The sequence below is a fragment of the Rosettibacter sp. KY25 genome, from assembly GCF_057554405.1.
In genome coordinates, this window is record NZ_BAAJAO010000024.1 from 1 (window position 1) to 15,203 (window position 15,203).

Sequence of the window (15,203 nt, forward strand, 5' to 3'; positions counted from 1 at the left end):
ATTTATTATCGAATTCTTTTTGATAAATTATTTTCCAATTAGTACCTCTCTTAGTCCAGAAGGATTTAAGTTTGTTGTTGTGTTCGTATAATCTTCTTTCAAGATTTTCTGTCATACCTGTGTAGCGGTAACCCTCAGAACTTTCGATTACATAGACATAATATTTCATAAAATCCCTCAAACTAAAAAACCTCATTCTGAAATGAGGTTTTCTTTGTAGCGGGGGTAGGACTTGAACCTACAACCTTCGGGTTATGAGCCCGACGAGCTACCAGTTGCTCCACCCCGCGATGTAATTTTTTCAAATTTGGATTACAAATATATAAAAGCATTTTTGTTCTGTCAAATCTTTATTTATACTTGATACTTACTTGTTACTTCATCATATTCGTATAAAAATATTTTTACTGAAATGTTAAAATCACTTCTAATAAAAGATTACGCACTTATCGAAAATATTGAAATTCAATTTGGTAAGGGACTTAATATCATAACTGGAGAAACAGGTGCTGGCAAATCAATTCTTATTGATGCCATGGGCTTATTGCTCGGTGAAAGAGCCTCTGTTGATGTAATTCGTAAAGGAGCTGAGAAATCTATTGTTGAAGGAATTTTTGAAATCTCTGGCAATAAAAAAGTAAATAAAATTCTTGAGGAACATGATATAGAAGCTTATGAAGAATTAATTATAAGAAGAGAACTTTCAATTAAAGGCACAAACAGATGTTTTTTGAATGATACTCCTGTAACATTAAATGTCATAAAAGAAATTGGTGATTTGCTTGTGGATTTGCACGGTCAACATGAACATCAATCGCTGCTTAAAACCGAAAATCATCTTGAAATGCTTGATGAATTTGCAGATATCAACCAGTATCTAATAGAGTTTAAACATAATATCAATATTCTTCACCAACTTCAGCGTGAACTAAAAGAACTACTTGAAAGAGAAAATTTATTAAAAGAAAAAAAAGACCTTTATGAATTTCAAATCAAAGAAATTGATTCCGTAGCGCCCGGTATAGAAGAAGAGGAAGAATTAGAAAATCAACTTAAAGTTCTTGAAAACTCAGAGAAATTATTATCGATGTCGAGCGAAATTTATGAGCAGCTTTATGAAAGTGAAAACTCGATACATGACCAATTATCAGCCGTTAAAAATAAATTAAATGAGCTTTCAAAAATTGATAAATCATTTTCTGAAAAAGTTAATGAACTTGAAACTGCAATTGTAATTATTAATGAAATTTCATCTTATTTAAGAAATTATAAAAATAAGATTGATGTTGATCCAAATCATCTTGAAAAAATTAGAGAACGATTAGGAGCATTCAATCTGCTTAAAAAAAAGTATGGTGGTTCAATTAAATCTGTATTGGAACATCGAGAAAAAATTGGAAAAGAAGTTCAACTTGCAGAAAACTTTTCGGAAAGAATCAAAGAACTTGAAAATGAAATTGATGATTTAAGAAAAATATCTGGTGACATTGCAAAAAATATTTCTGAAAAAAGAAAAAGCATTGCTAAAGCTGTTAAAAGTAATGTTGAAGCTGTCTTAAAAAATCTTGGAATTAGTGACCCCACATTTGAAATTAAATTTACAAATGAATTAACCGAATCAGAAAATTTTATAATTGTTGATAATAAAAAATATAAATATAACGACAGAGGGTTTGACTATGTCGAGTTTTATATTTCAACAAATGCTGGAGAAGATGTAAAACCTTTGATAAAAGTTGCTTCTGGCGGCGAGATTTCAAGAATTATGCTTGCATTAAAATCGGTGCTTGCAAAATCAGATAAACTTCCAATCTTGATTTTTGATGAAATTGATACTGGAGTTAGCGGCAGAATAGCTCAAAAAGTTGGAAAAGCTTTGAAGTCACTTGCTTCATTTCATCAAATAATTGCAATTACACATTTACCTCAAATTGCAGGATTATCAGATTATCATTTTGTAGTTGAAAAGAAAAAATCTGGCGACCGTGTTGTAAGTTCTATTAGATTATTAAATGAAGAAGAAAAAATTCGTGAAGTTGCAAAATTAATAAGCGGAGAAAAAATAACAGAGGCAGCACTAACAGGTGCAAAAGAATTGATTTCCCAAAAAAACAATTAGTGCTTTCGAACACATAAAGAGGGAATTATTTTGAAAATTTCTTTTTATCCACTTGTGAGATTATTAAATTAGTAACACCATTAAAATAAAAGAGGTCCTTTATGAAGAAGAATATATTTACAGTAATAATCATAACATTTCTATTTCTTACTCAATTTAATTTGAAAGCACAAAGCCTCGAAGAAACTTTATCAAATTTATCTTCAACAGTTGGCAAAGCTTACGTTGCACCTATAATCTCAGCATTTGGCTCAAATCTTAATTCGGGCTGGGTGTCAAAACTTCCTCCAGCAGATTTTCTTGGTTTACATCTTGATGTAAAAGTTATTGCTATGGGTTCTTTTTTCTCAAGTGATGTAAAAAGATTTAGTGCTTCTGGCGATTTTTATTTTTCTGAATATCAAGTTCAACAAATACTTTATAACTCAAATATAACTCCAAACAATATTGGAACTCAGAATTATAATAATCTCAAGAATGAATTAATGCATACAAAATTTAATGTTAATTTTTCAGGTCCAACAATTGTTGGAAGCAAAAATGAATACATGAAAGTGAAATTCCCTGGCAAAACAATTCAAGCAGGTAACCAGCAATACACAGTAAATCCTTATGAATTATCACTTCAAGAAGTAAATGGATTTTTAGATGAACTCCCAGCATTTCCAACTGCAGCAGTACAGCTAACGGTAGGAACAATTGCCGGCACTTATGCATCTTTCCGTTATTTGCCAAGTGTTGATATTCAGGATATGGGAAAATTTAGTTTCTGGGGAATTGGATTTATTCATAATACAGGTGTTTGGTTTAAAAATCCTTTACCTCTCGACCTTGCTGTTGCATTCTTTACTCAGAAATTAAAAGTTGGTGATATCTTTGAAAGTTCTGCTACTCAATATGGATTGTACACAGGCAAAACATTTGGTGGAATTGTATCAATCACTCCTTATGCCGGATTTACATTTGAAAATTCCAAAACTACAGTTAAATATAATTATCAATCAAATGAAACTGTCAATGGTGTTCCCGTTCCTCCTACAAAAGTTAATTTTGAACTGGAAGGAAATAATAATTCTGCATTTACAATTGGACTAAATATTAAACTTGTTGCAATAAACATAAATGCAGATTATAAATTTGCAAAAACAAAAACAGCAAGTGCAGGAATTTCATTAGGTTTCTGAAAGAATCATGATTGAGCTCATTAAAAAATTTTATGAAAGAAACATCAATTTATATTCATATTCCTTATTGTGAACACAAATGCATTTATTGCGATTTTTATTCAATAATTACAAATAAAAACACAGACGAATATCTCGAAGCATTAAAAAAAGAAATTAATTTTTTTGCTGATAAATATTCAAGCAACAGAAAAATTATCTCAATTTATTTTGGAGGAGGGACTCCATCGTTGATGGGGTCCCAATTTTTTTATGAGCTTATCGATTTAATATCAAAAAAATTTTATTTGCCTTCCGATACCGAAATTACAATTGAAGCAAATCCAGGCACACTTAATAAAAACAAATTAAGAGATTTAAAAAACATTGGCATTAATAGATTAAGCATTGGCATTCAGTCGTTTAACAATAATGAATTAAAATTTCTTACACGGATCCATGATTCTCAAACGGCAGTCAAAACTGTATTTGAAGCAAGAGATTCTGATTTTGAAAATATCAGCATCGACTTAATTTTTAATTTGCCAAATCAAACAAAAAAAATCTGGCTGGAAAATTTGGAGCAGGCAGTCAAACTTCCAATTAAACATCTTTCTGCTTATAGTTTAATTTTAGAACCAGGAACAATATTAAACAAAATGGTAATTGATGGAAAAGTGAAAATTCAAGATGAAGATTATGATGCAGAATTATATGAATTAACAATAGACTTTCTGACAAATAACGGCTTTGTTCAATATGAAGTATCTAATTTTGCAATACCGGGATTTGAATGTATTCATAACAATTCTTACTGGAGATATAAAGATTATTTTGGATTTGGAACCTCAGCACATTCTTTTATTGATGGGAAGAGATGGTGGAACTACTCAAGTCTGAATTTTTATCTTGAATCAATTAATAAAAAAAATAATGCAGTAATTGGAGAAGAAACGTTGACACAAAATCAAATGCTGGATGAATATGTTATGCTTGCACTTAGAAGTAGCGGATTGGATACAAAAGATTTTATAAGCAGATTTGGAAGTAATTGGCTTAATGAAAGAGAATATTTAATTCAAGGAATGATTGAAAATGGATTTATTAAAAGGGAAGAAGAAAAATTGAAATTGACATCCAAGGGTTATGCAATTTGTGATGAGATTATTAAAAATTTACTTTGATAAATGAAAGTTATATAGATTTTTTAAACTAGTTTTTCAATTAATAATTATTTATGTCAGAAAAATTTCTTTAAAACAAAAAGCAAACTCAAATTTATAATGGATAAATAAAATTGAGATTGTTCTGTTCCAAAATTCGTAACTAGAACGAATTAATCTTTTAATTGTTCTTCTGAGGAATCCACAACTTGTGTGCGACAAAAAAATCTAATTACTAATTCAAAGTTTTTATAAGATTCTTCGTTTGCTCAAAAAGGCTTGAATGCTTTATCTATTATTTAGAGATTCTTCACTGTCTTTGGAGGACTCGAGAATGATGCAAATGTAAATATCATTACTGAAGAATCTAAAAAATCATTTCACGCGAAGCCGTAAAGAATAAAAACGCAAAAAACATTGCAGCTTTGCGAGAAACAAAAACTTTGTGCTCTCGGCGGTTAAGTATATAATGAAAATAATGAAAATAATGAAACCACTAAGTACTCCAAATGCACAAAGAAATTTCAGATTTATAGAAAAGTTTTTAGATATATTTTTTAAGAAAAAGAGGAATTTGTAAATTCTAAAAAATTAACCAATTCTTTATATAACCAATTTTTTCTCATTAAATCGTATAAACAATAATTTGCTAATTCACTCAATTATTTATAAATTTGTGCAGTCTAATTCGCCCCTCGTGGGCGATTTTTGTTTGTGTAAAATGGAAAAATCAAAAATACTCGAAAAATTTGAAGAAATTGTTGCATCCGAAGGATTTCTGCTTATCGACCTTGTAATTCGAGGTGATGACAGACTTCGGATAATTGAAATTTTTATTGATGGCGAAAATGCTGTTACTACTGATGATTGCATGAAAGTAAGCAGATTAATCGAAAAAGCCATTGACTCTGAAAATTTATTTAGAAATTATCGCCTTGATGTTTCTTCTCCTGGTGTCGATAGACCTTTGAAATATCTTGTTCAATTTAACAAACATATTAACAGAAAATTTGAAGTAAATTACAAAGACGATGATAAGATTAAAAAAATAACAGCAAAACTAATTCGTATTGATGGAAATCAATTGTACTTTCAAGAAAAAAATCAAGAAATAAAAATTAACTTTGAAGATATTGTTAAAGCAAAAGTATTAATAAGTTTTTGATAATGGAGGTAATATAAATGAACCCTGAAATAGTAGAATCATTCGCACAGATGGTGCGTGAAAAAAGCGTAGATAAAGATGTGCTTGCAGGCATTATCGAAGAAATTTTCGGTCTGCTTGTAAAAAAGAAATACGGACCAGATGCAAGATATGATGTTGTTGTCAATATGGACAAAGGCGATATAGAAATATTTCTTGAAAGAACCATTGTAGAAAAAGTTACAGACCCAAGTACTCAAATCAGCATCGACGAAGTTAATGCACGCGGTAATGAAGATGGTTTGGAAGTTGGCGAAGATTATGTTGAAAAAATAGAATTATCTCAATTTGGAAGAAGATTAATAAATCTTGCTCGACAAAGTTTGAATCAGAGAATTCGTGAAATAGAAAAAGATATAGTTTACAATGAATATCGAAATATGATTGGTGAAATTGTAGTTGGTGATATTTATCAAGTAAGACGCAATGATGTATTAATTAATCATAATAAGAATGAGTTAATACTGCCTCGTTCTGAACAAATTCCACATGAGAAATATAAAAAGGGAGACACAATTAGAGCAGTTGTAAAAGAAGTTAAGAAAACTCCAAATGGACCTGTAATAATTGTCTCTCGTGCAGATAATATGTTCTTAAAAAGATTATTCGAAATTGAAATTCCGGAAATTTATGATGGTGTGATTGAAATTAAAGGTATTGCACGTGAACCAGGTGAAAGAGCAAAAGTAGCTGTTGAATCTCAGGATGCAAGAATTGATGCAGTTGGAGCTTGTGTTGGAATGAAAGGTGTTCGAATTCATGCGATTGTTCGTGAATTGAATAACGAAAACATTGATGTAATAAATTATTCTGATGACCCAGTTATTTTTATTCAAAGATGTCTTGCTCCTGCAAAATTGAAACAAATTGAAATTGATGAAGACGCAAAAAAATGTGTTGTCTATGCAGAAAGTGATCAGATTTCTTTAATTGTTGGAAAAGGAGGAGTTAATATTCGTCTGGCAATGAAACTGACAGGATATGATATTGAAGTAATTCGTCTTGAAAAACAACTTGATGAATACGAAGAAGATATTGAACTTCCTGAACTCCGCGAAGAATTAGGAAGTGATATTGTTGATATATTGATTATGAACCGCTTTGAAACTGCAGTAGAAGTTCTTAAAGCAGGCGTTGATAAGTTAAAAGAAATTGAAGGTATAGGAGAAGAAAAAGCAAAAGAAATTATTCAAATTCTTGAAAATCAATTTGAAGAAGAAGATTAATTGAAAAAATAATATTCACAAAACTTAGGTACTCAAATGCCGGATGCAGTAAAAGATAAGAAAATACGACTTTACAAGTTTGCTTCAGAGTATAATATTCCAACAGAAAATTTGATTGAATTTCTTCAGAAAAAAGGTTACGAAGTTAAATCACATATGACCCTTTTGACTGAAGAAATGGAGAGCGATATTCGTGTTCATTTTAAGAAAGATATTGAAAAAGCAGAAAAACATTACAAGAAGATTTCTGAATTTCAAAAGAAAAGAGGAGAAGCAGAACAGGAGCCGGCTGCAGAAACAAAAGTTCAAGAATCAATAATTGAGGAAAAACCTGTTCAGGAAAAACCTGTTGAGATACCTAAGGAAGAAATTAAATTACAGGAAAAACCTGCAGAAGAAGTAAAAGCAGAAAGTTTAAGTGAAAAGAAGGAAGTTTCTGAAGAACAAAACTTACAGCCACAAGTTGAACAACCAATTGAAAACAAATCTGTTGAAGCTAAATCAGAATCTGCAACTCAAGAGTTAACTATTGAACAGCAGGCGGAAAAAGAGACACAAAAATTTAAAACAGAAACTGAAATAGAATTAGAAGCCAAAAAGAAAGGCTTAACCATTGTAGGCAAAATCGAACTGGATAAAAAAGAAAAAGCTGAAACATCAAAACAACCAGCAGAAGCTGTTGTTGAATCTGCAGAAGAGATTGAAGAGTCTAAAAAGAAAAAGAAGAAAAAGAAAAAAGTATTAAAGGCTAAAAAGAAAGGAAAAGGTGGTGAAGAAGGTGTTGATGAGGTTGTATCTAAAAAGAAAAGAAAAATTAAGAAGCTCGAGATTGATAAACGAGAAGTTGAAGAAGCAATTAAGAGAACAATGCTCAGTCTTGATGAATCTGCATTAAGTGAAAGAGCTTTAATTAGAAAGAAAAAGAGAAAAGAAAAACAGGAACAGCAAGAAAGATTATTAGAACAAAAACAGCTTGAGCAAAAGAAAATTAAGGTTACAGAATTTATTGCTGTTAATGAACTTGCTAATTTAATGGGAGTACCTGTAAGCGAAGTAATTCAAAAATGTATAAATCTTGGTTTGATGGTTTCAATTAACCAAAGACTTGATGTTGAAACAATTACATTGATTGCTGACGATTTTGGTTATGAAATAGAATTAGTAGATGAATATCAAGCTGATATAGATGCAGATATTCCTGACCCTGAAGATAAATTAAAACCACGTCCTCCAGTTGTTACAATCATGGGACACGTAGATCATGGTAAAACTTCTTTGCTTGATTTTATCAGAAGAACAAATGTAGTTGCTGGAGAAGCAGGAGGAATTACACAGCACATCGGTGCATACAAAGTTGTTCTTGACAATGGCAAAGAAATTACATTTCTCGATACACCTGGTCACGAAGCTTTTACAGCTATGCGTGCTCGTGGTGCTAAAGTTACTGATATTGTAGTGTTAGTAGTTGCTGCTGATGATGCAGTAATGCCTCAAACAGTTGAAGCGATTAATCACGCACAAGCGGCTAATGTTCCAATTATAGTTGCTATAAACAAAATTGATAAACCAAATGCCAATGTTGAAAAAATAAAACAACAGCTGGCAGAAAAAAATGTTCTTGTTGAAGATTGGGGAGGTAAATATCAATGTGTTGAAATCTCTGCTAAACTGGGAACTAATGTTGACCTTCTTCTCGAAAAAATTATTCTTGAAGCAGAAATGCTGGATTTGAAAGCAAATCCAGATAGATTAGCACGCGGAACTATTATAGAAGCTCAACTCGATAAAGGCAGAGGAATTACTGCAACTGTTCTTGTTCAAAAAGGAACATTAAAAATTGGTGACCCATTTATTGCAGGTGTTGTATATGGCAGAGTAAGAGCAATGTTTGATGAACGAGGCAAAAAAGTTACAAGTGCTGGACCATCAACCCCAGTTCTTGTACTCGGTTTTGAAAGTACTCCGCAGGCTGGAGATATTTTTGTTGTGGTAGAATCAGAAAGAGAAGCTCGAGAAGTAAGTATTAAACGACAACAGCTCAAACGAGAACAAAATCATCGTCAGGTTCGTCTTGTTACTCTTGATGAAATTGCTAATCAAATTAGTAAAGGTGGCATTAAGGAACTTCCAATTATTGTTAAAGGTGATGTTGATGGTTCTGTTGAAGCCTTGTCTGATGCATTAATGAAATTATCAAATGATGAAGTAACTGTAAAAGTTATACATAAAGGTGTTGGAGCCATTTCAGAAGGAGATGTTCTTCTTGCAGCAGCATCTCGCGCAATAATCATTGGATTTCATGTTCGCCCAAATTCTAATGCACGAAAATTAGCAGAAACAGAAAAAGTAGATATTAGACTTTATAACATTATTTATGATGCAATCAATGCTGTTAAATCTGCTCTCGAAGGAATGCTTTCCCCAGTTATTTCTGAAGAATTAATTGGAACCGCCGAAGTTCGTCAAATCTTCAAGGTTCCAAAAGTTGGAACTGTTGCTGGCTGTTATGTTCAGGATGGCAAAATTGTTCGCAATAGTAAAATTCGTTTGTTCAGAGATGGAATTGTAATTTATGAAGGTCAGCTCGATTCTCTCAAAAGATTTAAAGATGATGTTCGCGAAGTAGAAAAAGGATTCGAATGCGGTTTGAGCATTGCTAACTTCAATGATATCAAAGTTGGCGATATTATTGAATCATATAAAATTGTTGAAACAAAAAAGAAACTTGAATAATGCCATCATACAGAGTTGAAAAAGTAGCAAGTTTAATTAAAGAAGAACTTAGTTTGATATTTTTGCATAAAATTCAGGACCCAAGCTTAAGCATAATTACTGTTACAAATATTAAAATGAGTCCTGACTTGCGTCATACAAAAGTTTATCTTTCTGTTTACGATAAAGATAAACGACAGGAAGTGCTTGATAAAGTTAATGAATTAAAAAGCTGGATTAGAACTCAACTTGCTGGCAGAATTCAAATAAGATTTGTTCCCGAACTTGATTTTTATATTGATGATACTCTCGACTATGTTGAAAAGATTGAAGGAATAATCAGAAAGATTCATGAGCATGATGACAAAAAAAATATCGAATGATTATGTGCCAGATTTTTTAGAAGGAGAAATTATTCTTATTGATAAACCATTTAGAAAAACCTCTTTCGATGTTATATATCAAATTCGAAGGGCGATTAATGTGAAAAAAGTTGGACATGCTGGAACACTTGACCCACTGGCTACGGGACTTCTAATTGTTTGCACAGGCAAGAAAACTAAAGAGATTCCTTCGTTTATTGGTTTGGAAAAAACTTATACTGGTATTATTGCACTTGGAAAAACAACTCCATCATTCGACCTTGAAACTGAATTCGACAGCGAGAATGAATTTAACTATGTAACCGATGAAATGATTTTTAATGTCAGAAATACATTTTTAGGCGCAACAACTCAAATACCGCCAATGTATTCTGCTGTTAAAAAAAATGGAAAGGCACTTTATAAATTTGCTCGAAAAGGAATAGAAGTAGAAAGAAAACCAAGAGAAATTTTTATATCAAAATTCGAGATAAATAAAATTGAAATGCCCGATATTCATTTTGAAATAACCTGTTCATCAGGAACTTATGTTCGTGTGATTGCAAATGACTTTGGCAAAAAACTTGGCTGTGGTGCTTACTTAAAATCTCTGCGCCGAACTCAAATTGGAAATTACAATGTTGAAGATGCTTTTCAACTAAATGAATTTCTTGAACTTCTAAAATCAAATTCTTTTTCTGTTAATTAAATGATTGATAAATGAAAGTTTATAAAGATTCTTCTGAATTCAAAAAACAAAATAGAACAGTTGTTACTGTTGGAAGTTTTGATGGATTGCATATTGGTCATCAAAAAATTTTGAAAAAATTAATTGAAATAAGTAAAAATATAAATGGAACCAATGTTCTTTTAACTTTTGAACCACATCCACGAAGTGTTATTGCAAAGGATTATGATTTGAAAATTCTTACAACACTTGAAGAAAAAAAAATGTTCTTGGAGAATTTTGGAATTGAGAATCTGATAGTTCAAAATTTTACTTTGGAATTTTCACAAATGACTTCTGAAGAATTTATTCAAAAAATTTTAGTAAATGATTTAGGTATTTCTCATGTTGTAATTGGTCACGACCATAAATTTGGCAAAGACAGATTAGGAGATGAAGATAAACTGAAAGAATATGGCAAAAAATATAATTTTAATGTTACTTCAGTAGAAGCAGAAATGATTGATGGACAAATTGTAAGCAGTACAAAAATTCGCAAAGCATTGAATGATGGAGATATAGAAAAAGTTAATCTCTTTTTAGGAAGAAATTATAAAATCAATGGTAAAATTGTTGAAGGAACAAAAAGAGGAAGACAATTAGGTTTTCCTACAGCAAACATTGAACTTAATGATGAAAGAAAAGCTGTTCCTAAAAATGGTGTTTATGTCGTTAGCTGTGTATTAAATCAAAAAAAATATTATGGAGTGATGAACATCGGAGTTCGTCCAACATTTGAAAATGAGAATAAAATAATTCTTGAGGTAAATCTTTTTGATTTTAGTGAACAAGTATATGGTGAAAATATTGAAGTAAGTTTTATAAATCGTATTCGTGATGAAAAGAAATTTGAATCGAAAGAAGATTTAATCAATCAAATTAATCTGGATGTTCAAACTGCTAAAGAAATTATAGAAAGAATCAAATAAAGTTTTTTAATTAATTAATCCCGGTTAATTCTGGGGTTACATTGTAAAACAAAAATAAAGGAGTTAAAAAATGTCAATATCAAAAGAAAGAAAACTTGAGTTAATCAAAAAATATGGTAAAAACGAAAAGGACAGCGGAACACCCGAAGTTCAGATTGCAATATTAACAGAAAGAATTAACAATCTTACTGCTCATTTTGAGAGCCATAAAAAAGACCATGCTTCAAGAAGAGGTTTGATGCAGATGGTTGGAAAAAGAAGAAGATTGCTTGATTATCTCATGAAAAAAGATATTGAAAGATATCGTGCAATAATTAAAGAATTGAACATAAGAAAATAGAGGTTTTAAAACATGGTATATACAAAAGAAGTACAAATAGGCAAGCACAAATTGATTTTTGAAACAGGCAAATTAGCCAAACAGGCTAATGGCGCTGTGATGGTTCGTTACGGCGATACAATGGTTCTTGTTACAGCGGTAATGGGCGATGTGAGAGATGATATTGATTTCTTTCCGCTTAATGTTGAATATCGCGAAAAATCTTTTGCTGCTGGAAAAATTCCAGGTGGATTTATTAAACGCGAAGGAAAGCCGAGCGACAAAGAAATCTTAAGTGCAAGATTAATAGACAGACCAATACGCCCATTATTCCCGGATAACTTTTTCAACGACACTCAAATTGTTGCTTTTGTTTATTCTTTCGATAATGAGAATGATGCTGATGTAATTGCTGCTTGCGGTGCTTCGGCTGCTTTAGTTATTTCTGATATTCCATTTCTTGAACCAATTGGTGAAGTAAGAGTAGGAAGAATTAACGGAGAATTCATTATTAATCCTACACTTCAACAAATTGAAGAAAGTGATATTGAACTTGTTGTTGCCGGCACAGAAAGTTCAATTATGATGGTTGAAGGTGAAGCTAAAGAAGTTAGCGAAGAGGATATGCTTAATGCTCTCAAATTTGCACATGGAGAAATTAAAAAGATTGTTCAGGCTCAAAAGGAATTACGAGAACTGTGCGGCAAACCAAAATTAGAAGTGCCTCCAAAAGTAATTGATGAAAATCTTCTTAAAGATGTTCGTGAATTAGCATATGAAAAATTCAAAACAATAGTTGCAACTGTTTTATCTAAAGAAGAACGCTCGAATAAAAATAAAGAACTTGAAGAAGAAGTTATTGCTGCTCTTTCAGAAAAATATCCTGAACAGGAAAAAGTAATTAAAGAAATTCTTCATGATATGGAAAAAGAGTTAATGCGCAAGAGAATTTTGGAAGAAGGATTAAGACTTGATGGAAGAAAAACTAATGAGATAAGACCAATATCAATTGAACTTGGTTTGCTGCCTCGTCCTCATGGTTCTGCATTATTCACACGTGGCGAAACTCAAAGCTTAACTACTTTGACACTTGGAACAAAACAAGATGAACAAATTATTGATGGCTTGCAAGCCGAATTCAGAAAAAGATTTATACTTCATTATAATTTCCCTTCATTTAGTGTTGGTGAAGTTGGCAAATACACCGGTGTTGGCAGAAGAGAAGTTGGCCACGGTAATCTTGCAGAACGTTCATTAAAAAATGTAATTCCTTCTGAAGATAAATTTCCTTACATGATAAGATTGAATTCGGATATTCTTGAATCGAATGGTTCATCATCAATGGCTACTGTTTGTGCTGGTTCTTTGGCTTTAATGGATGGTGGAGTTCCAATCAAAACAGCAATTGCTGGAATTGCCATGGGTCTTGTCAAAGAGGGAGACCAATATGCAATTCTTTCTGATATTCTTGGCAATGAAGACCATCTTGGTGATATGGATTTCAAAGTTGCAGGTTCTGAAAAAGGAATAACAGGATTTCAGATGGATATCAAAATTCAGGGAATATCTTATGAAATTATGGAAAAAGCATTACAGCAAGCAAAAGAAGGAAGATTGCATATTCTTAAAATTATGAACCAAGCAATTTCAGCTCCGCGTCCTCATATTTCGATTTATGCACCAACACTGCTTTCAACTAAAATTCCAACTGATAAAATTGGTGCAGTTATTGGACCAGGAGGAAAAATTATTCAAAAGATTCAGAAAGATTATAATGTAGAAATTGTTATTGATGAAGATGGAACAGTAAATATTTCAGGACAGGATGCAAAGCTTGCAAAAGAAGCAAAAGAATATATTAAATGGTTAACAGCAGAACCGGAAGTTGGAAAAAATTATAATGGCAAAATAGTTAGAATAGCAGATTTTGGTGCCTTTGTTGAAATTTTGCCTGGTGTTCAAGGTTTGCTTCATATTTCAGAAATTGATAATAAGAGAATTAACAAAGTATCAGATGTTTTGAAAGAAGGCGATACAATAAAAGTAAAACTTCTGAGTATTGATGGCAACAAATTCACTTTATCTCGAAAAGCATTGTTAAAAGAAAATCAAAATTCTGAAGAAAACGAGAACAATAAATAACTGTTGAATAAAGGAAAGATTTTGAAGTATGTAGCTGATATTTATTATGGCTATGATTAATGAAAATAGGAAATATTGATATTGGCAGAAAACTTTTTTTAGCACCAATGGCAGAAATTACAGATGCCTCCTTTAGAAAAATCTGCAAAGAACATGGTGCTGGATTTACATTTACTCAAATGGTAAGTGCTGCAGGTGTTGTCAATAATAATTTTGAAACACTTCGAAATCTTTCCTTCCATCAATCAGAAAAACCAATTGGTGTTCAAATTTTAGGTAACGACCCTATTGTTATTGGAGAAGCAGTTAAAGAAATTTCTAAGTTGAAACCCGATTTAATTGATTTGAACAGCGGCTGTCCTGTTGAAAAAGTAACATCAAATTTTATGGGAGCAGCTTTACTTGACGATCCTGTTCGAATTGGAAAAATTGTTTCCTCAATGGTAAAAAATTCAGGAGGAATCCCTGTTTCTGTTAAAATTCGATTGGGCAGAAATTATAAAAAAATTAATGTTGTTGAAGTAGCTAAATCAATTGAAGATAACGGAGCATCTATTATTTTTATTCATGCAAGAACTCGAGATGAAAAATATGATGCACAACCTCATTGGGATTGGATTAGAAAAGTAAAAGAAAATGTAAATATTCCAGTTGTGGGGAATGGTTCACTGTTTAATCCAGATGATGTTTGTCGGATGATTAATGAAACTAATTGTGATTCTGCAATGATAGCACGCGGTGCAATTGGAAATCCTTTTATCTTTGAAAGATTCAATTCACTTATTGAAACAGGTATTGACCCCGGAGAACCATCAGTTGAAATGATAAGAGAAGCTTTATTAAAACAAATTGATTTATTAAAAGAAGAATATGGCGAAATAAAATGTCTTGATAAAGCTAAAAAAAATATAATCTGGTATTTCAAAAATTTTCAGGGTATTGAAGAATTAATGCCGAAAGTATTTTCAAAGCAAGATTTGAATTCATTAAAATCACTAATAGATGAACATACAGAAAAAATTCAATATAATTTTTATAAATCAGAATACAATCATATTATAAATACAAAATTCAAAAAGAAAGTTTTATTCTGGCTTGAAAATGATTATGAAGCAATAGGATAATTATTTAACAGAA

At 31.4% G+C, this 15,203-nt stretch carries 13 protein-coding genes and 1 tRNA gene; 12 read left to right on the plus strand and 2 right to left on the minus strand.

Annotation, left to right across the window (positions count from 1 at the left end; translation table 11 throughout):
- Both AC27L2_RS12000 and AC27L2_RS12005 read right to left on the minus strand, forming a co-directional pair.
- On the minus strand, positions 1-196 hold a 196-nt coding region (locus tag AC27L2_RS12000; RefSeq protein WP_487211998.1), incomplete at its 3' end, for a GIY-YIG nuclease family protein.
- A 21-nt stretch (positions 197-217) separates the two neighbouring features.
- Positions 218-290 (minus strand) — tRNA-Met (locus AC27L2_RS12005).
- Between the two features lie 122 nt (positions 291-412).
- Between AC27L2_RS12005 and recN the strand changes: the two genes are divergently transcribed.
- From recN to dusB, 12 genes are all read left to right on the plus strand, one after another.
- The gene (gene recN, locus AC27L2_RS12010; protein WP_487211999.1) at positions 413-2,119 is read left to right on the plus strand and encodes a DNA repair protein RecN; all 1,707 of its coding nucleotides are present in this window, start codon (positions 413-415) and stop codon (positions 2,117-2,119) included.
- Between the two features lie 101 nt (positions 2,120-2,220).
- A complete protein-coding gene (locus AC27L2_RS12015) occupies positions 2,221-3,303 on the plus strand; it encodes a DUF6588 family protein (protein WP_487212000.1) in 1,083 nt (360 codons plus the stop codon).
- 32 nt (positions 3,304-3,335) lie between these two features.
- Positions 3,336-4,466 (plus strand): radical SAM family heme chaperone HemW, encoded by a 1,131-nt coding sequence (hemW, locus tag AC27L2_RS12020; protein ID WP_487212001.1) that lies wholly within the window; start codon positions 3,336-3,338, stop codon positions 4,464-4,466.
- Positions 4,467-5,166: 700 nt separating this feature from the next.
- A complete protein-coding gene (locus AC27L2_RS12025) occupies positions 5,167-5,610 on the plus strand; it encodes a ribosome maturation factor RimP (protein WP_487212002.1) in 444 nt (147 codons plus the stop codon).
- 17 nt (positions 5,611-5,627) lie between these two features.
- Positions 5,628-6,875: a transcription termination factor NusA gene (gene nusA, locus AC27L2_RS12030; protein WP_487212003.1), complete on the plus strand. Its 1,248-nt coding sequence runs from the start codon at positions 5,628-5,630 to the stop codon at positions 6,873-6,875.
- A 36-nt stretch (positions 6,876-6,911) separates the two neighbouring features.
- Entirely contained in the window at positions 6,912-9,608 is a 2,697-nt protein-coding gene (gene infB / locus AC27L2_RS12035) for a translation initiation factor IF-2 (RefSeq protein ID WP_487212004.1), read from the plus strand.
- Entirely contained in the window at positions 9,608-9,970 is a 363-nt protein-coding gene (gene rbfA / locus AC27L2_RS12040) for a 30S ribosome-binding factor RbfA (protein ID WP_487212005.1), read from the plus strand. Before infB ends, rbfA begins: the two co-directional genes overlap by 1 nt.
- Positions 9,948-10,658, plus strand: a complete 711-nt coding sequence (truB, locus tag AC27L2_RS12045; RefSeq protein WP_487212006.1) for a tRNA pseudouridine(55) synthase TruB — start codon at positions 9,948-9,950, stop codon at positions 10,656-10,658. The genes rbfA and truB overlap by 23 nt, the downstream gene beginning before the upstream one ends.
- Before the next feature lie 11 nt (positions 10,659-10,669).
- The gene (locus tag AC27L2_RS12050; protein ID WP_487212007.1) at positions 10,670-11,605 is read left to right on the plus strand and encodes a bifunctional riboflavin kinase/FAD synthetase; all 936 of its coding nucleotides are present in this window, start codon (positions 10,670-10,672) and stop codon (positions 11,603-11,605) included.
- A gap of 70 nt (positions 11,606-11,675) precedes the next feature.
- Positions 11,676-11,945, plus strand: coding sequence for a 30S ribosomal protein S15 (gene rpsO, locus AC27L2_RS12055; protein WP_487212008.1), 270 nt, complete (start codon positions 11,676-11,678; stop codon positions 11,943-11,945).
- 12 nt (positions 11,946-11,957) lie between these two features.
- Positions 11,958-14,066, plus strand: coding sequence for a polyribonucleotide nucleotidyltransferase (gene pnp / locus AC27L2_RS12060; protein WP_487212009.1), 2,109 nt, complete (start codon positions 11,958-11,960; stop codon positions 14,064-14,066).
- A gap of 59 nt (positions 14,067-14,125) precedes the next feature.
- Positions 14,126-15,190, plus strand: a complete 1,065-nt coding sequence (gene dusB, locus AC27L2_RS12065) for a tRNA dihydrouridine synthase DusB (protein ID WP_487212010.1) — start codon at positions 14,126-14,128, stop codon at positions 15,188-15,190.
- The last annotated feature ends 13 nt before the right edge of the window (positions 15,191-15,203 follow it).